Source organism: Pediococcus damnosus (assembly GCF_001437255.1).
In the GTDB taxonomy this organism is placed as follows: domain Bacteria; phylum Bacillota; class Bacilli; order Lactobacillales; family Lactobacillaceae; genus Pediococcus; species Pediococcus damnosus.
The window spans coordinates 1-20,509 of record NZ_JQBD01000030.1 but is presented as its reverse complement, the minus strand read 5'-3'; the positions used below and the strand labels follow the sequence as shown (position 1 = coordinate 20,509).

The 20,509-nt window shown below is 40.3% G+C and carries 21 protein-coding genes and 2 riboswitches; of the genes, 12 read left to right on the top strand and 9 right to left on the bottom strand.

What is annotated here, in order from left to right:
• Positions 1–128 precede the first annotated feature (128 nt).
• A complete protein-coding gene (locus IV84_RS05300; RefSeq protein WP_046871331.1) occupies positions 129–839 on the bottom strand; it encodes a glucosamine-6-phosphate deaminase in 711 nt (236 codons plus the stop codon).
• Positions 840–1,062: 223 nt separating this feature from the next.
• Positions 1,063–1,173, top strand: a riboswitch (TPP riboswitch).
• Positions 1,174–1,277: 104 nt separating this feature from the next.
• Here IV84_RS05300 and IV84_RS05295 point away from each other — a divergent pair.
• The 6 genes from IV84_RS05295 (at position 1,278) to IV84_RS05270 (ending at position 4,714) form a co-directional block, all read left to right on the top strand.
• Complete coding sequence (locus IV84_RS05295) at positions 1,278–1,574, top strand: thiamine-binding protein (RefSeq protein ID WP_046871332.1); 297 nt, start codon at positions 1,278–1,280, stop codon at positions 1,572–1,574.
• Positions 1,546–2,310: an ABC transporter permease gene (locus IV84_RS05290; protein ID WP_046871333.1), complete on the top strand. Its 765-nt coding sequence runs from the start codon at positions 1,546–1,548 to the stop codon at positions 2,308–2,310. Before IV84_RS05295 ends, IV84_RS05290 begins: the two co-directional genes overlap by 29 nt.
• Positions 2,307–3,314, top strand: a complete 1,008-nt coding sequence (locus IV84_RS05285) for an ABC transporter substrate-binding protein (protein WP_046871334.1) — start codon at positions 2,307–2,309, stop codon at positions 3,312–3,314. Before IV84_RS05290 ends, IV84_RS05285 begins: the two co-directional genes overlap by 4 nt.
• A 10-nt stretch (positions 3,315–3,324) precedes the next feature.
• On the top strand, positions 3,325–4,059 hold the full coding sequence (locus IV84_RS05280; RefSeq protein ID WP_046871335.1) for an ABC transporter ATP-binding protein: 735 nt from the start codon (positions 3,325–3,327) through the stop codon (positions 4,057–4,059).
• 109 nt (positions 4,060–4,168) lie between these two features.
• A complete protein-coding gene (locus tag IV84_RS05275) occupies positions 4,169–4,408 on the top strand; it encodes a hypothetical protein (protein WP_046871336.1) in 240 nt (79 codons plus the stop codon).
• A 42-nt stretch (positions 4,409–4,450) separates the two neighbouring features.
• Positions 4,451–4,714, top strand: coding sequence for a helix-turn-helix domain-containing protein (locus tag IV84_RS05270; protein WP_052694488.1), 264 nt, complete (start codon positions 4,451–4,453; stop codon positions 4,712–4,714).
• A gap of 218 nt (positions 4,715–4,932) precedes the next feature.
• Here IV84_RS05270 and IV84_RS05265 read toward each other — a convergent pair whose 3' ends face one another.
• Positions 4,933–5,133, bottom strand: coding sequence for a cold-shock protein (locus tag IV84_RS05265; RefSeq protein ID WP_056986216.1), 201 nt, complete (start codon positions 5,131–5,133; stop codon positions 4,933–4,935).
• A 274-nt stretch (positions 5,134–5,407) separates the two neighbouring features.
• Between IV84_RS05265 and IV84_RS05260 the strand changes: the two genes are divergently transcribed.
• From IV84_RS05260 to IV84_RS05245, 4 genes are all read left to right on the top strand, one after another.
• On the top strand, positions 5,408–6,097 hold the full coding sequence (locus IV84_RS05260; RefSeq protein WP_052694489.1) for a sunset domain-containing protein: 690 nt from the start codon (positions 5,408–5,410) through the stop codon (positions 6,095–6,097).
• A gap of 18 nt (positions 6,098–6,115) precedes the next feature.
• Positions 6,116–7,063 (top strand): DNA/RNA non-specific endonuclease, encoded by a 948-nt coding sequence (locus tag IV84_RS05255; protein ID WP_080945516.1) that lies wholly within the window; start codon positions 6,116–6,118, stop codon positions 7,061–7,063.
• Positions 7,064–7,073: 10 nt separating this feature from the next.
• Entirely contained in the window at positions 7,074–7,406 is a 333-nt protein-coding gene (locus tag IV84_RS05250) for a DsrE family protein (protein WP_046871338.1), read from the top strand.
• Positions 7,407–8,048: 642 nt separating this feature from the next.
• Entirely contained in the window at positions 8,049–9,470 is a 1,422-nt protein-coding gene (locus tag IV84_RS05245; protein ID WP_046871339.1) for an MFS transporter, read from the top strand.
• 343 nt (positions 9,471–9,813) lie between these two features.
• Here IV84_RS05245 and IV84_RS05240 read toward each other — a convergent pair whose 3' ends face one another.
• The 7 genes from IV84_RS05240 to lysA form a co-directional block, all read right to left on the bottom strand.
• Entirely contained in the window at positions 9,814–10,881 is a 1,068-nt protein-coding gene (locus IV84_RS05240) for an aspartate-semialdehyde dehydrogenase (RefSeq protein WP_056986215.1), read from the bottom strand.
• 28 nt (positions 10,882–10,909) lie between these two features.
• Positions 10,910–12,109, bottom strand: a complete 1,200-nt coding sequence (locus IV84_RS05235; protein ID WP_056986214.1) for an aminotransferase class I/II-fold pyridoxal phosphate-dependent enzyme — start codon at positions 12,107–12,109, stop codon at positions 10,910–10,912.
• Positions 12,110–12,129: 20 nt separating this feature from the next.
• Positions 12,130–12,912 (bottom strand): 4-hydroxy-tetrahydrodipicolinate reductase, encoded by a 783-nt coding sequence (dapB, locus tag IV84_RS05230; RefSeq protein WP_056986213.1) that lies wholly within the window; start codon positions 12,910–12,912, stop codon positions 12,130–12,132.
• A complete protein-coding gene (gene dapA / locus IV84_RS05225; protein ID WP_046871343.1) occupies positions 12,905–13,828 on the bottom strand; it encodes a 4-hydroxy-tetrahydrodipicolinate synthase in 924 nt (307 codons plus the stop codon). Before dapA ends, dapB begins: the two co-directional genes overlap by 8 nt.
• Before the next feature lie 28 nt (positions 13,829–13,856).
• Complete coding sequence (locus IV84_RS05220) at positions 13,857–15,023, bottom strand: N-acetyldiaminopimelate deacetylase (RefSeq protein ID WP_046871344.1); 1,167 nt, start codon at positions 15,021–15,023, stop codon at positions 13,857–13,859.
• Between the two features lie 4 nt (positions 15,024–15,027).
• The gene (dapD, locus tag IV84_RS05215) at positions 15,028–15,738 is read right to left on the bottom strand and encodes a 2,3,4,5-tetrahydropyridine-2,6-dicarboxylate N-acetyltransferase (protein ID WP_046871345.1); all 711 of its coding nucleotides are present in this window, start codon (positions 15,736–15,738) and stop codon (positions 15,028–15,030) included.
• 107 nt (positions 15,739–15,845) lie between these two features.
• Positions 15,846–17,153: a diaminopimelate decarboxylase gene (lysA, locus tag IV84_RS05210; protein ID WP_056986212.1), complete on the bottom strand. Its 1,308-nt coding sequence runs from the start codon at positions 17,151–17,153 to the stop codon at positions 15,846–15,848.
• Between the two features lie 103 nt (positions 17,154–17,256).
• A riboswitch (Lysine riboswitch) is annotated at positions 17,257–17,440 on the bottom strand.
• Positions 17,441–17,607: 167 nt separating this feature from the next.
• Between lysA and IV84_RS05205 the strand changes: the two genes are divergently transcribed.
• Positions 17,608–19,002, top strand: coding sequence for an aspartate kinase (locus tag IV84_RS05205; protein WP_046871347.1), 1,395 nt, complete (start codon positions 17,608–17,610; stop codon positions 19,000–19,002).
• Positions 18,992–19,993, top strand: a complete 1,002-nt coding sequence (gene dapF / locus IV84_RS05200; RefSeq protein WP_046871348.1) for a diaminopimelate epimerase — start codon at positions 18,992–18,994, stop codon at positions 19,991–19,993. The genes IV84_RS05205 and dapF overlap by 11 nt, the downstream gene beginning before the upstream one ends.
• The last annotated feature ends 516 nt before the right edge of the window (positions 19,994–20,509 follow it).

Sequence of the window (20,509 nt, the reverse complement as noted above, 5' to 3'; positions counted from 1 at the left end):
GACCATCTAGGAAAACCTTACACTAACACCATTTTGCTCCAATCTTTTTAACTCTTAAACTCAAAAAGATCCATTCTATTCGATGTAAAAACCGAGATAGGATGAATCTTAAAATTAATCGAACTTATTTATTTGTTAGTTAATTTGCTTGCAGCAGCTTCATCAAGAATAACTGTGACATTGTCATGGTTTTGAAGAATGCTTGCTGGTAAATCAGGTGTATCTGGGCCTTCAATCATGCCTTTAACAGCGTCAGCCTTTTCTGCTCCATAAGCTTCCAATAAGATATGTTTAGACTTCATAATTGAAGACAATCCCATTGATAAAGCTTCCTTAGGAACATCTTCTTCGTGTTCAAAGAAACGGGCATTGGCATCGATAGTTGATTGAGTCAAAGAAACACGATGAGTTCCAATTTCACGGGAAGTTCCTGGTTCGTTAAAACCAATGTGACCGTTACGGCCAAGACCTAAAATTTGAAGATCAATTGGATTGTCTGCAATGACCTTGTCATAACGTTTTGCTTCAGCATCAATATCTTTTGCTAAACCATTTGGTAAGTATGAAGTCTTGAAAGGCTTCTGGTTGAACAAGTTCTTGTGCATGAAATAGTTATAACTTTGATCATTATCAGCAGATAAACCGATATACTCATCTAAGTTAATTGAAATAGAATCACTAAAATCAAGGTCACTAGCAATAATATCTTTGTACGTTGTAATTGGTGTACTACCTGTAGCTAAGCCAAAAACATGAGCACCGTTCTTCTTTGCATCTGCAAATACTTGATAGCCTTTTTGGCCGCCTTCAACTTCATCTTTAACAATAATAATTTGCATAATTAATCTCCTTTTCATTTTTAATGTATATTTTGCAATCACGAAACACTATTCGTATTGGTATAGCCCAATTATATAATCTCTCTGTTTAAATTGCAAGGGTATAGACCAAAATTTTTGATTTTATTTTTTACTTTCAATCTTTAGTGTTTTTATAGAAGCGATCAACAAATGCATAACAAATTAGTTGCCGAATTTTACTTTTATAGCTATACTAAATTCATATTTAATACAGGGGTGCTGGATCCAATCCGGCTGAGATAAAGGCTAGTGGCTTTTGACCCTCGAACCTGATATGGATAATGCCAGCGCAGGAAGTCTTTTTTTAATTATTATTTGACTTGGATAAATCTCATAATAATTAATTTAAGTATGTCTTGGACAAGCTGGCAAATTTTTGCTGGCTTTTTATTTTGCTTTAAGAAAGGATATAAAATAATGAACACAAGTGTCGCAATTCAAATACTTCCCATGTTGGAAGATGACAAAAAGGTCGTAGCCGTAGTCGATAAAGCAATTGAATACATTCAGTCAACTGGAGTTACTTATGCAGTTGGTGCCTTTGAAACAACCATCGAGGGTGATTACGATCAACTAATGGAAATCGTTAAAAATATCACTAAAATTGCCGCAGATGCTGGGGCTCCTCAAGTGATGACTTACGTTAAGATTGACTATAAATCAGCAGGTAAGGTTTTAGGAATTCATGAAAAAACAGACAAGTATCAACATTAATTTTTTACCAGCGCTCGTTATTCTATTACTTTTAGTTGTCTGGCAACTTGTCAGTAGTTTTCAACTCGTTCCATCTTTTCTTTTGCCATCACCTGTAAGCGTCGTTGAAGCGTTTGTAGGCGACTTTTCATTACTCATGAGTAATGCTTGGGTAACTTTGTTAGAAGCGTTCTGGGGCCTATTATTAGGTGTCTGCGGCGGTTTGCTAATCGCTATCTTGATGGATTTGTTTAATCCTCTCTATAAAGCTGTTTATCCGCTACTAGTCATTAGCCAAACCATCCCAACCGTGGCAATCGCCCCACTTTTAATTCTATGGTTAGGTTATGGAATGCTACCAAAAATTGTTTTGGTCATTCTGACCACCTTTTTCCCGGTAGCTGTGGAAATGCTGACTGGTTTTCGAGCCACAGATCCCGACTTAATTAAACTAATGCAAACGATGGGAGCCAGTAAATGGAAACTATACTATTATGTAAAGTTTCCAAACTCCTTAAATCATTTCTTCTCAAGTTTGAAGATTTCTGTATCCTATGCCATCGTCAGCGCGGTTGTATCGGAATGGGTTGGCGGTTTCAGTGGCCTTGGGGTTTATATGACCCGCGTCATGAAAGCTTATGCATATGATAAAATGTTCGCTGTAATTTTCCTAATTTCCGCCATCAGTCTTGTCCTTATTTGGCTCGTATCCTTTATACAACGCAAAGTCATGCCTTGGGAGGTAACCAAAAAATGAGAACCATTACACACAAATGGCTAATCTTACTCTTTAGTCTTTCCCTAATTGTTATGCTTAGTGGCTGTCAATCTAAGCAAAGCAAGTCCAAAAATCGCACAGTAACCGTTGTTTTAGATTGGACGCCAAACACAAATCATACCGGCATGTATGTCGCAAAACAAAAAGGTTACTATAAGAAGTACCATCTCAATGTAAAGTTTATGCAGCCGCCTAAGGATGGTGCTGAACAGTTAGTCGCAAGTGGTAAGGCTGAATTTGGCGTTTCTGCACAGGATACATTTGCGGGTGCAATTGCCCGAAAGGATCCATTGCCGATTACTACTATCGCCGGAATTATCCAGCACAACACTTCGGGAATCATGTCGCGAAAAGCCGACGGGATCACTTCTCCTAAGAAAATGATGGGCAAACGTTATTCCACTTGGGACTTGCCAATTGAACAAGCAACCATAAAACAAGTTGTAAATGATGACCATGGTAACTATAAAAAACTAAAATTAATTCCGAATAACATCACTGATGAAGTAGCCGCTTTAAAATCCAAACAGACAGATGATATCTGGGTATTTTATGGCTGGGCAGGACAAAACGCCAAAGTTAAGAACTTCCCAATTAATTATTTTTCGTTTCGTTCACTGAACAAAGTTTTTGACTATTACACACCAACCTTAATTGGCAATAATAGTTTCTTAAAAAATAATCCCCAAGTTGCAAAAGATTTCATGAAAGCAACTACTAAAGGATACGATTACGCTTCTAATCACCCGCACCAATCTGCTGACATTTTAATGGATCAGGTCCCAGAGTTAAAAAGTAATCGAAAACTTGTTTATGCAAGTCAAACTTACCTTTCTAAACAGTATGCCCTTGGGTCAAAACAATGGGGAAAAATCAGTGCAACCCGCTGGAATGGCTTCTACACTTGGTTAAATAAAAATAATTTAGTTTCTGTAAAGTTAAAAAAAGATCAAGGATTTACGAATAAATATCTTCCAAAATGAGGGTTTAATTATGGCGTTATTGCAAACGCAGCACATTACTAAAAACTATGACAATCGCGAAGTTCTCTCAGACGTTAATATTCATCTAAATCAAGGTGAACTGGTCAGCATTCTTGGAATCAGTGGTATCGGTAAAAGCACATTGTTTAACATCATCGCTGGACTAGAAGCGCCAGAAGCTGGGCAAGTTTTGCTTAAAGATCACGAAATCACCAATACCACTGGTCATATCAGTTATATGCTGCAAAAAGATCTGCTCCTTCCCTATCGCACAATTATGGGCAATGTCATTTTACCAGCACTGATGCAAAACATCCCCAAAAAAGAAGCGGAAACTAAAGCCGCACCTTTTTTTAAAATTTTTGGTTTAGAGAATACTGAAAATCTATATCCACAAACGCTTTCTGGTGGCATGCGGCAACGAGCAGCTTTATTAAGAACTTACATGTTTTCAAAAGAGGTATCCTTACTGGATGAACCCTTTAGTGCCTTAGATGAGATTACTAAGCGACAAGTACACAGCTGGTATCTCCAGCTGATGCAGAAAATCGACTTATCCACTCTGCTCATTACGCACGATGTGGACGAAGCCATTCTCCTATCTGACCGCATTTATATTCTAAGTGGGACACCCGCTTCGATCACTCAAGAAATTACGATTGATCCCAACTTAAAGAAACAACCTGACTTTGAATTAAGTACCGATTTTTTGGTTTATAAGCGAAAAATATTGAATTTATTATAGAAAGCAGAAGATTTGGGACTAAATCATTCGAATCTTTTGCTTTCTATAATTTTTTATTATATATTCTAGTTAAGTCAAACTATAGAACGATAAAGAGGAGCTGTTTTTTATGGCAAGTGAAGTTGTACTTTTTAACCCTGGAGACTCACTAGGAAATTTTCATGATTATAACGAGGCTGTTCGTAGTGGGCAACTCTATAAGCATAAGGATAATACGCCGCATGAATTAGTTATTGCAACAGATCCTAAGAGTGACGAAGACTACCTTATTTTTTATGCTAAGGATGCTGTTGATCCAAAAACTAAAAACAATCACGGAACCCAGTACACCATCTCAAAACATTTATAAAACGAATATTTACGTGCCTTGTCAAAAAAGGGAGGACCCGCAATGACCTTTGCAGATCAACTTGTTAGGCAAAGAAAACGGGCCGGCTATACAAGAAAGGCCCTAGCCGAAGAATTAAAAGTTAGTCCAGATTTAATTAGCGAGTGGGAACATGGCGAAGTCGAACCAGACTTGTCAGCGCTAATCAAACTGCACAAACTTTATCAAATCAGTTTAGATGAACTCGTTTTAAGTCCAAGACCACATAAAACAGTTAGTGCTTCTAAATGGTTAAGCCAGTTTGACCACGCATTAAAGAAAAAGTAGTTTGTTTCTAAGTAATAAAAAGAAGCTTCGTAATTTTTCAATTACGAAGCTTCTTTTTTACGCTAAGTTTTAGTAGACATCGACATTGGAGCCGAATTCAGCCTCTAAATCTTCTAATAACGTATTTTTTTCTGTTTTGCATTCTTTGTCAGAATATTTAATATATAAAACCTCGCTTTTAAGATTGCCTAAGAAGTAACTTATCAGGCGCGAATGTTTTACTGTTTCTGAACGTTAACAGCTTGTGGTCCACGGTCGCTGTCTTCAACGTCGAAAGTAACCTCTTGGTCCTCTTCCAATGTCTTAAAACCGTCGCCTTGAATAGCTGAGAAATGAACGAATACATCGTCACCGTTTTCGCGATTAATAAAACCGTAACCCTTATCAGGGTTAAACCATTTAACTTTACCTTTTTCCATGTGAATGAATCCTCCTTGCGCAATGCGCGTTTAAAAATTTTGTATCCCACAAGCTAATTACGAAAGGAGTGACGCTCTTAGAACTCCGTACCTTTGATAATAAACTGATAAAACACATTAGTAATAGTTTAACAGGAAAAAAACATTGTTACAAATAAAACGACTTCCAGGCTAAATATCGCCAACGCTTTTACTTTATTTTCACACACCCTGGTTTCCTATTGTTTTGCACGCGGTGCCCAGGTATGATGGTTTATAGGGAGTGAAATTTATTATGAATAATATTTTTGCGGGATTACTCGCAGTTAGTTTCCTAGGAATGATAATTTTGGAGGTTATCTTCCTATACAATAAAGTTACGCATCATTTGCTTTTTAATGTGCCCAATAAAAGAATTAAAATTTCTATTTTGAGTGCATTACTAATTTTTTGTGTGGCCATCTTTGGATTTCAGAGTACCAATCCATCGCCAACGACCTCTGCACCACCCGTCAAAAAAATCTATAAAACCAAAACCGTCGGGAAAAAGGATTTGGCTTCAGCTAGAATCCAAGCCTATCAACTAGAAAAATCCTCATCCAAAATAGATCAACAATCAACGTCTGTCGAAAAATTAGCAGACAAAGTTAGTTCGCAAAAAAAAGCTTCTTCCGAATCAGTTTCTTCAGAAAAAGCTGCCTCCTCTGAATCACTGGCTTCACAAAAAGCAACTAGTGTTTCCGAGAGCAAACAAGCTAAAAAAGATTCAGAACAAGCACAGGTTTCCGATTCCACAAAAGCTGGTCATACCTCTGCACAAGGTGATTTGGATACAGGCAGTAAACAGCAAATTATTGGCAACGTAAATTCAAGAATTTACCATACCCCAGATCAAGCTGGTTATCACATGAGTTCAAAGAATGCGATATATTTTAAAACAGAATCCGAAGCTCAATCAGCAGGATATCGAAAAGCCAAAAGATAGACAGAGGAGAATTCGAACATGTTCATTGGAATTATATTTTTAATTATTGGCCTCTTTGCCATTGTCGTGGCTTTTCGGCAACGTAAGGACCGGCTTTGGTTCATTCTCCTAGCAATCATTACATTGCTGCTAAGCTGGAATCAGGCCGGTACATACGCGCGTCACCAGTCTTATCACGAAAAAAATATTATGTCGACCAAAGTGATAACAAGAGTGGATTCGAGTGCTTCTAAGACTGCCAAATCATTAGTATCAAAAAACAGCAAACTTGCGCGCACCTTGTCTTCACGCTCATCGTCTTTGAAAAAAGAAGCAAGTGATCTTCACTTATCAATTGCAAAATCGCAGTCCAATGCCAATAAGACAAGTAGCACGCCCTCGACAAATCAGACTGAATTAGCCACCAAACAATACGATGGGCAACAAACCATCAAGGTTAATCAAAACGATCCTGAATTTTCAAATGCGGATCTTTCAACTAGTCGTGGTGCTTGGCAAACTTATGGGAACTTAGACAATCGCAACCGTGTTTCAGCCGCCAATGCCCTTCTAAATAAGAGTTTAATGCCAAAAACAGAACGAGAATCGTTAGACGTTGATCCGACCGGCTGGCACAATAAACGGACTAATAATGGGTGGCTATACAATCGCTGTCACCTAATTGGTTATCAACTAACTGGTCAGAATAACAATGCCAAAAATTTAATGACTGGAACCCGATCTTTAAACGATCCTGAAATGACGACTTATGAAAACGAAGTTGCGGCATATGTTAAAGAAAATAAAAAGAATTACGTTCGTTATCGTGTAACACCCGTGTTTCGCGGCACAGAATTGGTAGCCCGTGGCATTCACATGGAAGGGCAATCCATCGGTAGTAACGCTGTTCATTTTAACGTTTATATTTTTAACATTGAATCTGGGTATACAATCAATTATCAAACAGGAACCAGTGTAAAGAAATGAGGATCTCCTAATGAAAATCGTTTTTCATATTGACGAGAACGAAAAATGGCCAACCACCATTTCCAATATCAAAAATGCAATCAATTTTGCTAAAGAACAATCGACAGTAATCATGATGATTGTTGTCGTAAACGGACCTGCCATTACCGAGTATTTAACTCCAGAAATTCGGCAGTTTATTGAATCTTCGGAAGATTTAGTTAGCTTTCATGCTTGCCATAATGCAATGAACAGCCATCAGATCACTGCAAACCAACTACCCAGTTGCGTTAAAGTAGTTCCAGCCGGCATCATCGATTTAGCACAACTTCAAGATCAAGGATTTCGTTACATCAAGCCATAATTTTTTTGGATTAACTAAAGGTTGAAAGTACAAAGTTTCACCTAACTACATGGTACAAAAGGGTTAATAACAATCAAATTAGTTTAGATACCGTCTTCCAGCAATTCGGGCTGGAACGTAGCGGGCACGACTTAGAGCCGAAAAACACGTCTCTAAGCTCGGCCTTTATCTAAGCGGAAACCGCTAAGATAAACGACACTACTGAGCCCATTGCTTCCAGACTGATTCGAGTTTTGAAACTAATTATATTTAGCACAAAGGTCGTTATGGCAACGGTCATATGAACTATCAAAAGACAACGACTTCCCTATTTCGGAGGTGTTTTGGCCTCAGGGGTAAAATTTATCTTAGCGATTTTTGCTTAGATAAAGGCCGAATTTGAAGACAAGTGACCTGCTTGGTTTCAAATCGTGTCCACCCCGTTCCAGGCCAAGTGAGCCGGAGAACGGGGTGGACTAAACTGCTTAATAGCAGCAACTGAAGTCATTTTTGAACTTTCAACCTTTAATGGATTAACCAAAATAGGCCGCTCTTTGCTATATATGCAAAAGGGGGCCTTTTTAATTTAGACAAAACAGATTTTCATTCATTTGACGCTAGGTGGTACGATAACATTAAACAGTAGAATTTGAGGCAAATTATATGGAATCAAAACAAATCAACAAAAATTATCAAGTTTCAAGAAAAACCATTTTCGCAATTATTGGTACCGGGCTCATGTCTTTTTGTGGTATTTTGTTGGAAACAGCCATGAATGTCACGTTTCCTACTTTGATGCACGTCTTTGGCATTTCTATTTCTAGTGTCCAGTGGATCACATCAGGTTATTTGTTGGTAGCATCCCTGGTCATGACTTTGGCCTCATACATGCACAAACGTTTTAAACTTAAGCATATTTTTGCAGTGGCCATCGGACTTTTCTTTTTAGGATTACTCCTTTGTGTAACCGCGCAAAGCTTTCCAATTCTTTTGATTGGTCGCTTAATTAGTGGAATTGCGACCGGAATGACCACCCCCTTGCTGTTCGGAATAATTAACCATGATATCCCCCTTCAAAAATTGGGCCGTTACATGGCAATTGGTGCAATCATCGTCTCCATGGCTTCGATTGGACCAACATATGGCGGAATCGTTTTGTACCATCTAGGCTGGCGGGCTATCTTTTTAATTATCCTACCACTTGCCATTTTTGCATCAATCGTTGGCCTCTTAAACATTGAACAAACACGACCTATAGAAAAGATTCATTTAGATATTGTTGGATTTATCTGGATTGCGATCGCCTTTATCTTGATTTCATTATCCTTTAACCAGGCTTCAGCCCATGGTTGGGTAAGTTTTGAGTTTTGGATTACGCTGATTTTAGGTATAACTGCCGCTGCGTTGTATGGCCGGCACGCAAACCGAACTTCTTCACCTTTAATTAATATCAAAATTTTTAAATACAAGCCCTTTGTTTTAAGCTTTATAGCTTATGCACTTTGTCAGCTCGTTAATATTGGCATGGCCTTCTTGTTACCAAACTTCGGGCAACTGGTTCTAGGTGCAACCTCACTATTTGCTGGTTTATTACTCTTACCAGGTAGCTTGTTGCGCTTGTTCCTAATGCCTTGGGGTGGGATCTTGTTTGATAAAAAAGGCCCACGTTTACCAATCATTACTGGAATCAGTGCAATTTTGATGTCCGGAATTTTGTTCTTTGGCTTTCAATCAGTGCTAACCATTCCGCTAATGGCTGTATTCTATGCCGTGTTCAGTGCCGGTTTCTCCTTAACATTCAGCAATCTGTTAACAAATGGTATGAAACAGCTACCGCGACCTTTAAAAGGTGATGGTAACGCGGCTTTCAATGCTATCCAACAGTACTCAGGTTCGATTGGTGCTTCATTAATGGCCACGTTTATTGGAATCAGCCAATCAAACGCCCATGGCCTATCCTTCGTAAAAGCAACCGGTCTTGGAAGCCGACATGATTTTATTTTTCTCATTATCATGGAACTTATCATGTTAGTTCTTCAAATTGTGAACTTTAAAACTCAGAAAAGTACCTCTTCGGAAAACTAATTAACTAAAAAATGATCGGTTGGCAAGTCTATTTAGACTGCGAACCGATCATCTTTTTTAATTTTTACCGCTAGGCCTGAGGACAGCTTCACAAATCAGTCAAGAAAATATAAGCAAGGCTCCCACTACTTCGAACTATTGATGATTTTCGTTCGTTGTCGATTCTTGTGGCATAATTCAGCCGCAAGAACTCGCGGCGGGATTGCGATCCCGCATACGCACCTCGACTCTTTTTAATTTTTACCGCTAGGCCTGAGGACAGCTTCACAAATCAGTCAAGAAAATATAAGCAAGGCTCCCGCGGGATTGCGATCCCGCATACGCCTCGCTTATATTTTCTTGACTAACGATTTGTTACGCTCACTAAATCTTTTTCCACCAACTTCTCCGCGATCTGCACCGTATTCCATGCCGCACCCTTCAACAAGTTATCCGCCACTACCCACATGTGATAGTTACCCGGATTTTCTTGATCTCCACGCACTCTGCCCACAAACGTCTCTCGTTTACCTTCCGCATTAATTGGTTGTGGATATAATTGTTGGTCTGGATCATCTTGCAAAACCACTCCCGGTGCCTTTGCCAACACCTTTTGAATCTTTTCACGACTGGCTTCCTTAGGATTTGCCACTTCAAAATACACTGCTTCACCATGTCCAATGCCAACCGGTACGCGCACACACGTAGCCGTCACCTTAATATCAGGCGCGTCCATATCATCCAACATAATCTTTTTGGTTTCATGAATCATTTTCCACTCTTCATGCGTATACCCATCATCTTCAAATACATCGATTTGAGGTAATAAGTTAAAGGCCAATGGATAATGTTTTGTGCCACCCTTTACAGGATAAATAGTGCTTTGCATTTCTTTGCCATCTAAATGTTCTTGGGCCTGGGCATTCATTTCATTCCAAGCTTGTTGACCAGCACCAGATGCCGCCTGATAAGTGGACACAATTACCTGTTTTAAACCAAATGCTTTGCGAATCGGTTCCAAAGCCACTACCATCTGAATTGTTGAACAATTAGGGTTAGCAATAATGCCATGATGACGAGTGAGTGCCTCTGCATTCACTTCTGGCACAACCAGTGGGACATCGGGATCCATTCGAAACGCACTCGTATTATCTACACAAACAGCGCCTCGTTTAACAGCCTCTGGCAATAGCCGTTTTGAAACATCACCACCTGCAGATGCCAATACTAAATCAACACCTTCAAAAGATTCTGGTTTAGCCTCTTCAACAGTCACTGGTTGATTGTGAAATTTTAATTGTTTACCGGCTGATCGTGATGAAGCCAAAAATTTCACTGACTTAACTGGAATTGTGGACTGTTCTAATTGTTGAATTAGACGTGTTCCGACCGCTCCCGTTGCACCTAAAATAGCTACATTATATTCGCTCATTTCATTTTCCTCTTTTATCTGCTGAATTTTACTTAGATGCTGATGCCGTCTTAGCTGCCATAAAGCCTTTCATATTCGTCATTGCGGCATGTAAATCTTCCACACTTGCTGCATATGATAAGCGAATATAGCCTTCACCACCAGGGCCAAACGCACTTCCTGGGATGACACCGACTTTACCGTCTTGGGCTAATTCCGTGGCAAAATCAACTGAATTTTGCGTAAATCCTGCTGGGATTTTTGCAAAAATGTAAAAAGTACCCTTTGGCGGAACCGTTTCAAATCCTAATTTATCTAAACAATCAATGACATAGTAACGGCTCTTTTTATACTGGACACACATTTTCTTTGGATCATCCAACCCATTAGTTAAAGCTTCAGTAGCTGCAGCTTGCGCTGGATTAGATGGTGCAGTAACCAAAAAGGCATGCATTTTGGCGGCATTTTTGACAAAATCAGCAGGAGCAGCAATATACCCAATCCGATAACCTGTCATTGCATGGGATTTTGACAACCCATTCACTAAGATTGTTTGTTCAGGAATCATTGCTGCGATTGAATGATGCGTAATGCCATATGTAAGTTCACTATAAATCTCATCAGCAATCACAAAAATTGGTTTCGTCGCAATTACATCTGCTAATCCCTGTAATTCAGCTTCTGTGTACTCCACACCGGTCGGATTATTAGGATACGTCAAAATAACTGCTTTAACGGCATCCCCCTCTTTGGCAAGCGTTCCTTTCAAACGTTGAGGAGTTAACACAAAGTTGTCTTTTGAAGTATCCACTTCAACTGGCGTTCCACCTGCAACGGTAATCAATGGCACATATAGTGCAAAAGCTGGGGTTGGCACAATCACTTTATCCCCAGGGTTTAACATGGCCATTAAGCTTGCCGCTAAGGCTTCAGTAGCCCCAATCGTAGTTACAATTTCTGCTTTTGGATCATAGTCCAAATTATAACGGGTCTTTAGAAAACCACTGATGGCGTTTCGTAATGCTGGGGTTCCCTTTTGGGCTGAATAATGGGAATCATTATTACGAATACTTTCAACTGCTGCTTCTTTGACATGTTCCGGAGTATTAAAACCAGGTTCTCCTAAGGTCAATTTGACCAATCCGGGAATCCCCGTAACTTTCTGATCAAACGCCCGAATTCCAGACGGTCCAATGGAATCTAAGCGTTGATTAACTTGATCTGATAATGCTGTGTTTAATTTTGGCATTCTACCACTCCTCGTATTTTTTAAGATAAAACATTTTCTAGGCCAACTACTAATTCAGTTAATGAACCAACTTTTTTAACCGCGATTTCGACACCCTTCATGAACGAATCACGTGTGAAGGAATCTTGCCGAATTGTCAACGCCTCACCCTCGCTACCAAATAAGACCTGCTCGTGAGCTACGTAACCGGGCAAACGGACGGAATGAATTCTGATTCCTTTATAATTACCGCCACGTGCTCCCGGCAAGGTTTCATCAAACTTTTTGTTATCAGCCGCTTGTGGTTCGCGCGCTTCACTGATTTGTTTGGCAGTACTCAGAGCCGTTCCAGAAGGAGCATCCGTTTTGTCGGCATGGTGCATTTCAATAATTTCTGCTTCGGGGAAGTATTTAGCCGCCTCTTTAGCAAATTTCATCAATAGGACGGCGGAAATTCCGAAATTAGGAACGATCAGACCAGCCATGTGTTGGGTTTTCGCATAGACTTTAAGATCCTCAACTTGTTGATCTGTTAAACCACTAGTTCCCACGACCGGACGAATATGATGGCCTAAGGCAAATTTGGTATTTTCAAAAACTGCTTTTGGAGTACTGAAATCAATCCACACATCAGCTTCAATGTTAATTGCAGAGAAATCATTGAAAACCTGAACATCCTTTGGTAAATCATAACTTGCGGGTTGTAAATCCTTTACTAAGGGACTATAAACGCCCACCAATTTAAAATCCTCTGTGTTATTCACAAGGTGAACCGCTTTTTGGCCCATTGAACCGTTAAATCCAGCAACAATTATTTTAATCATCTGTAACTCCTAACTCTTCTAAATCGTCCGTTTCTAGCGCATCTTCGTTTAATCCCAACGCCTTTGCCAAGGTTTGTCGTTCTTCATGATTCAACGGCAAAATTGGTAAACGACTGCCGCCAACTTGAAATCCTTGCGCCTTTAAAACAGCCTTGACTGGTGATGGCGAAGGATAAAGGAATAGTGCTGCCATCTTTGGGGTTAATCGTCTTTGCAAACCAGCTGCCAACTTTGTGTCACCTTTATAAAAGGCATCCAGCATTGCCCGCATATCTCTTCCATAAATATGGGCAGCTACAGAAACGACCCCAGTTGCGCCAATCGCGATTCCTGGTAACGTCTGCGCATCTTCACCCGTGTAGACCATGAAATCATTTGGTGTGTTTTCAACTAAATATTCCAAATCTTCCAAAGATGTGCATTGTTTAACCGCCTGAATATTAGGGTGTTGAGCCAACTGAACCACCGTCTCGTTTTGCATGGTGACCCCGGTTCGGCCTGGAATATTATAAATAGCAATTGGAATTGGTGACTGATCAGCGACCGTTGTGAAATGAGCAACCATGCCGCGTTGATTAGGCTTATTGTAGTAAGGTACAACGACAAGTGCCATATCAATTCCCTCAATTTGCCCCACTTCTTTGGTAAACTGGACCGTTTCAAGCGTATTATTGCTTCCAGTTCCGGCAACAATTGGTACCCGTCCATCAATAATTTTTGCAAATTGCGTATATAATTCAATTTTTTCATCATGGGTTAAATTTGGCGTTTCACCGGTTGTCCCACCAATAATAAAACCGCGACTTCCAGTATCTAAAAGATGATTAGTGAGTGTTTTTAAAGCTGGAAAATCAATTTGGCCCTGATCATCAAACGGGGTCACAATGGCAGTTAATATATCTGCATTTTTAAACATAATTTTAAGTCCTTTCAAATCCAATTACTTACTGATTCATTCGATCATTTAAAAATCCGCTAATGGCAGTAACGCCCAACCAGATTGCCTTTGGGTTGGGTTTAAGGGTAGCTGAATGCAGCTGCGAATCGTCCTCAACTCCCAGCCAAAACATGGTTCCGGGAATCTTTGCCAACAAGTAACCAAAATCTTCACCGGTCATTGCTGGCTGCGTTTCAATAAACTGAACGTTTTTGGCCTGCTTCATACAGGTAATAAAATTCTTGGTTAGTACTGGATTGTTTTCGACAGGCCAGTAACCACCCTGATTGAGTTTAACTTCAACCCGCGCCTGATAACTCTGGGCAATGCCATCAGCCACTTCTTTAATTCGCTGATCAATATGTTCAATCATTGTCTGCGTAAGTCCACGAATGGTCCCTTCTAAATGAGCCCGACCCGCAATGACATTTCGAATGCTCCCAGCTTCAAACTTACCAAATGTGATCACGCCGCCTTCAATTGGATCCACGCTCCGTGACACAATCGTTTGAACCTGATTAATAAATTGACTAGCTGCGACAACCATATCATTAGCATCCTGTGGAAATGCCGCATGTCCACCTTTACCGTAGAAATCGACGTCGACTTCTGTGGTCCCGGCAAATAAAGTTCCCATTCGGCAGCCAATCGCCCCAACTGGTAAATCTGGATTGTCATGCAAGCCATAAAATTCATCTGGCCGCCATTTTCCGGTAAACACATTTTGTTCATAGGCGGTTTTCCCACCATTCAAACTTTCTTCGGCAGGTTGAAAGAAAAATAACAAGTTGTCTTTGGGTTGGTGACTCGCAAAATAGCTGAGTAAACCAAGGGCGACTGACATGTGAATATCGTGACCACAGGCATGCATCACGTTTGGATGAGTTGATGAAAAAGGTAATCCAGTCTGTTCTTCAACCGGTAAGCCATCAATATCTGTGCGGTAGCCTATGGTCCGAACTGGCGCACTGCCATGCACTAATACCAAAAGAGCTGTAGGCATTTCATCTGGAACTTTAATTTCTAGATTAGTTTGATCAAACTGACGCACAACTTTTTCCAAATAGGCATGGGTTTCAACCTCTTGCATTGCTAGCTCTGGAATTTGATGCAATTCTTGGTAAATATTAATTAATTGCGACTCAGTTAATGGAGCTTGGCGTTGTTTTTCCATTCTTTTACAGCTTTCTTAAAGTGTCCTCTAATTCCGTTTTGGATCGCGTTTGGTCGTCAATATCTTTCATTTTACGAGCCGGAACCCCAGCAACCATAGTATTAGGCGCAACGTCTTTGGTAACTACTGCTCCAGCGGCAACCACCGCTCCTTTTCCAACGTGCACGCCTTCCAAAACGACTGAATTGGCACCAATCATAACGTCATCGTCAATCCGCACTGGTTGTGCAGAAGCAGGTTCAACAACTCCTGCCAAAACTGTGCCGGCACCAATGTGAGCATGTTTACCCACAATTGCGCGACCGCCCATGACAACGCCCATATCAATCATTGTATCTTCGCCAATTTCAGCACCAATGTTAATTAAAGCACCCATCATAATAACGGCATTATCGCCAATGACCACCTGATCACGAATGATCGCACCTGGTTCAATGCGGGCATTCACGTTCTTAGTATCCAACAATGGCACGGCGGTATTGCGACCATCGTTTTCAACCACGTAATCATCAATCACGGCCTTGTTTGCCTCAAGAAATGGCTTAACATCTGCCCAATCACCAAAAATGGTTCCAGCTTTTGTTTCTACAAAATTCTGAATACTAGCAGGAAAATCAAGTTTGGCTAAATCACCTTTCAAATATACTTTAACTGCTGTTTTCTTTTTAGAATTACTAATAAAATCAATAATTTCGCGTGCATCTAATTTTGCCATATCTTGAGCCTACCCTTCAAATTTCGTTGCTTTTCTACTTTAAGTTTGTTTAATTAAGCCAACTTTAAAACATTTTTCTCTTCTTACATTATATGGCATTCAAGTATCTAAATAAAATCTTGATCCAGACGAACTAAATCCTCGTAACTTTCCCGTTTAACCACCAGTTTAGACTGCCCATTTTCGACAAATACCACTGCTGGTCTTGGATTGCGATTATAATTTGAAGCCATTGAATACCCATAAGCGCCCGTTGCTAAAATCGCTAATGTATCGCCTGGTTGTGATTTTGGTAAAGCTTGCTTTTGAATCAGAATGTCGCCAGATTCACAATATTTACCGGCAATCCGCACTGTTTCTTCATTTTTATCACTTGCGCGATTAGCTAAAACAGCTTCATAGTCGGCCTGGTACAAAGCGGGACGGATGTTGTCACCCATGCCGCCATCCACCGTGACATATGGCAACAGTCCGGGGACATCTTTTCGGGATCCAATTGTATACAAGCTGTATCCAGCCGGACCAACAATTGAGCGGCCTGGTTCAATCCAGATTGCTGGCATTTTCAGATCACGTTGTCCAACCCGTTTTTGAACGGCCTTGATAATTGCATCCACGAACTTTTCAGGGGCAATCGGATCATCTTCCTTAGTATACCGAATCCCAAAGCCGCCCCCAACGTTTAGGACTTGTGTATCCAAATCAAATTTGTCATGCCAATCCGCAGCCAAATCTACTAACTTGTTGGCCGCCATCACAAAACCTTCGACCTCAAAAATTTGTGAACCAATATGAGTATGAATGCCGATCATCGTCATACGAGGATTGGTCAAAATTTGTTTTAGTGCCTCTTCAGCCTGTCCCGACTGAATATCAAAGCCAAACTTACTATCTTCTTGTCCAGTTTGATCATATTTATGCGTGTGCGCTGAAATTCCTGGTGTGATCCGAATCATGACGTTCATGGTTTGCTTTTTTTGTTCCAAGATCTCACTTAGCAACTCAATTTCATGAAAATTATCCACGATGACAACACCAATCTGATGTTCAACAGCCATTTCAAGTTCAGCGCGTGATTTGTTATTCCCATGAAAACTAATTTTATCCATTGGGAAACCGGCCTTGATCGCCGTATACAACTCCCCACCAGAAACAACATCGATATGGCCCTTCTCCTGGGCAACTACTTGAAACATCCCCACGGTCGCGAAAGCTTTGCTAGCATAACTGACTTCGTATTCAACCTGGTTTTCTTCAAAAACTTTATTAAAACGTCGAAATTGCTGACGAATTGCTGCCACGTCATAAGCAATTAAGGGTGTCCCGTACTGGTGAGCTAACTCAGTAGCATCGACGCCACCAATTGTTAAATGTCCCGCTACATTAATTTTGTTTGGTTCCAACTGCTCATCCATTAAATTTCCCCCGTAAAATTCTATTTTTTAAATAAAAAAAGGGATCTTTTTGTTTTGCGCAAACAAAAAGATCCCAGAATTAATTTTTCATTATTCTGTATCAATCGTCGATAGCGCCCCACAGCCGACATGTTTTGCTGTGACAGTCCGTAATCTCTTAAACTACGTCCCAGCATACTGAACTCCTATCCAAGCCCAGCGCTTCGGCAACCGTCCCTTTCACAAGTTTCTTTGTTTGATAGAAACTCCGCTCATTACTCATGTTGGTTGCAACCTCTTAAATTATTAAAAATTTTATAATACTTTTCACAGATAGTCAACCCTCCCGCTCAAAACCAAACTCAAAAAGAAATATTTTTATTGCTATTCAAAAATAAAATGCTAAAATTCACAATAACTAATCAAGTTCTAATAAAACTATTTTTTACTATTTTAGGGAGTGGCATAACTAATCATGAATGTTGTTAAATTTGGCGGAAGTTCTTTAGCGGACGGCGCTCATTTTCAAAAAGTCATCGACATTATCAAAGCAGATCCTAAGCGACAAGTCATTGTCGTTTCCGCACCAGGAAAACGATTTTCGGCCGATATCAAAGTAACTGATTTACTAATTAAATACGCCCAGGCCATTATTCATCATAAGGACGCAACTCCAGTGATCGAAAAAATTGCCAACCGTTATCAAACGATTGGTGAATTTTTTGAGCTACCGGCTAGACCTATCCAAAAAATCATTACTAAATTAAAATCCTTACCAAATGAATACTATCCAAGTAATGAGTACCTCATGGCCGCTTTTAAGGCCCATGGTGAGCGTTTAAATGCCATGCTGCTAACTAGTGTCCTAAATCATCTCAACGTCCCAGCGCGCTTTGTTGACCCGTTTGAAGCAGGAATCATTGTAACTGATGATCCTAGCGATGCAACCGTACGCCCCGAAACCTATGAAAATTTAGCTCACTTAAAATTTACTGATAAAAAACTCGTTTTCCCCGGCTTTTTTGGATTTACACCCAATGGGCAAATTGCTACTTTTTCAAGAGGTGGCTCGGATATTACCGGTGCCATTGTTGCCCGTGGCCTTCACGCTGATTTATACGAAAACTTTACAGATGTGAACGCCATTTACGCAGCTGATCCCAAAATCATTGCCCATCCGCAGGCCATTAAAAAAATGACCTATCGGGAAATGCGGGAACTTTCTTACGCCGGTTTCTCTGTATTTCATGATGAGGCCATTATTCCCGCTATTGAAGGCCAAGTGCCAATTAACGTAAAAAATACCAATCATCCCGAACTTCCAGGAACTCTGATCGTCCCTGAAGAAAATTTTCATCCGCAAAACACAATCACAGGGGTTGCCAGTTCCGAACGGTTTGCCGCTTTGTATTTACACCGTTATTTGCTTAACAAAGAAGTCGGTTTTACGCTGAAACTTCTCCAAATTTTGTATAAATATGATGTTTCTTACGAACATATGCCTTCAGGAATTGATGATTTAACCATCATTTTCGATAAGAATCAGTTAGATGACCAAACAATTCATGAAATGTGCTATGATATCCGCAATACCCTCCACCCTGATCAGCTTGATTGGATCGACGATTACGCCATTATTATGGTGGTTGGCGAAGGGATGCGTTCCCGAATTGGAACCATCGAAAATATCATTCGCCCGCTCGCCAAAAATGGGATCGGGGTTCACATGATTAATCAGGGTGCTTCACGAATTTCCATTATGTTGGGAACCAAACGTGCCGATGCCCACAAGGCGGTTAAACAAATTTACCAACAATTTTTCACAACCGAATCAACAAATGATGAAGGGAGCAAAATCCATGCAAATTGAGAAAGTTCATGGCTCAGAAAATCACTTTTTCTTGTTAGATCAAACCAAATTACAAACCAAGCTCTCTGATCAAGAACTGGTAGAGTTTACAAAAAAAATTGCCAATCCGCAAACCGGAATCTTAGCTGGATCCGATGGCGTTTTAGTTATTGATCAAGCTACTCATGAAGGTGCCGTTGCCCAAATGCGAGTGATTAATGCCGATGGTAGTGAAGCGTCCATGTGTGGTAATGGTTTGCGAACTGTTTCTCGTTACCTGGCCCAAGAATTAAGCCTAGACCAATTTAAAGTCCAAACATTAAACGCGGATCTTCAAGTTAGCAAATCAGAAAGTTTTGCCCCCAACGTTCCGGCGTTTAGTGTTGAGATTTCTCCCGTTTCGTTTGCGGCTGAAAAATTACCATTTAAAAATTTAAATACTGACGAATTAATTGATCAAGCCGTTCCAGAATTTTTACCTAACCTTAAATTCACATCGCTGGCCGTTCCCAATCCACATCTAATTAGTTTTGTTTCTGCTGAAGAACTGGCTTCTGATGATTTGGGCAATCTTGGGAAACGATTAAACGCAAAAAATCCTTACTTTCCGGATGGCGTAAATGTTAGTTTTGCCCAGATTCTTGGAAAGAACAAGCTTTTCGTACGAACGTATGAACGCGGCGTTGGCTTCACAAATGCCTGCGGAACCGGCATGTCAGCAACAAGCTTGGCGTTTGCGCTGACTCATCCTGATCAAGGACAATTTGATCAAGAAATCACCGTTTACAATCCTGGCGGCATGGTTAAAACGAACGTTCACAAAACTGGAGAAACGTACAAAATCAATTTGATTGGTAACGCAACGGTAACTCATCACGTTGATATCTCTGAAGCCGATCTTCATGCGGCCAATTTGGACAATGTCACCATTACCAAAACAGAGGAAGAAACCGCCTATCAGGCTTTTGTTACTCAATTACCAAAGATTAACGACATCTCCGTAAAATCATAAATGTCTCAAACTCTCTAATTGTTGGAGAGTCTTTTTTCAACTTAAAAAGCAGCGTGTCAATTCAAATCTGACCCGCTGCTTTATTTAATTTCTTGTCTAAAGTTTGAAAGTACAAGACTTCACCTAATGACCTGGTACAAAAAAGTTGATAACAGTCAAATTAAGTTAGCTGTCGTCTTCCAGCAGTTTGGGCTGGAACGTAGTGCGAGTTCTTGCGGCTACCTTTGCCACAAGAATCGATAGCGTATGGAGCATTGCGGGTTTTCGGTACAAAAACCGACCTTCACGCGTAATAGTGGGCACGCCTTAGAGCTGAAATTCACATCTTTAAGTTTGGCATTTATCTAAACGAAAACCGTTAGGATAAATGACACTACTGGACCCATTTGTTTCCAGGCTGAATCAGGTATTAAAACTAATTATATTTAGCACAAAAGTTGCTATGGAAGTGTTCGTGCAAATCATCTAAAGACAATGACTTTTCAAGTTCGGAGGCGTTTTGGCCTCAGGGGTGAA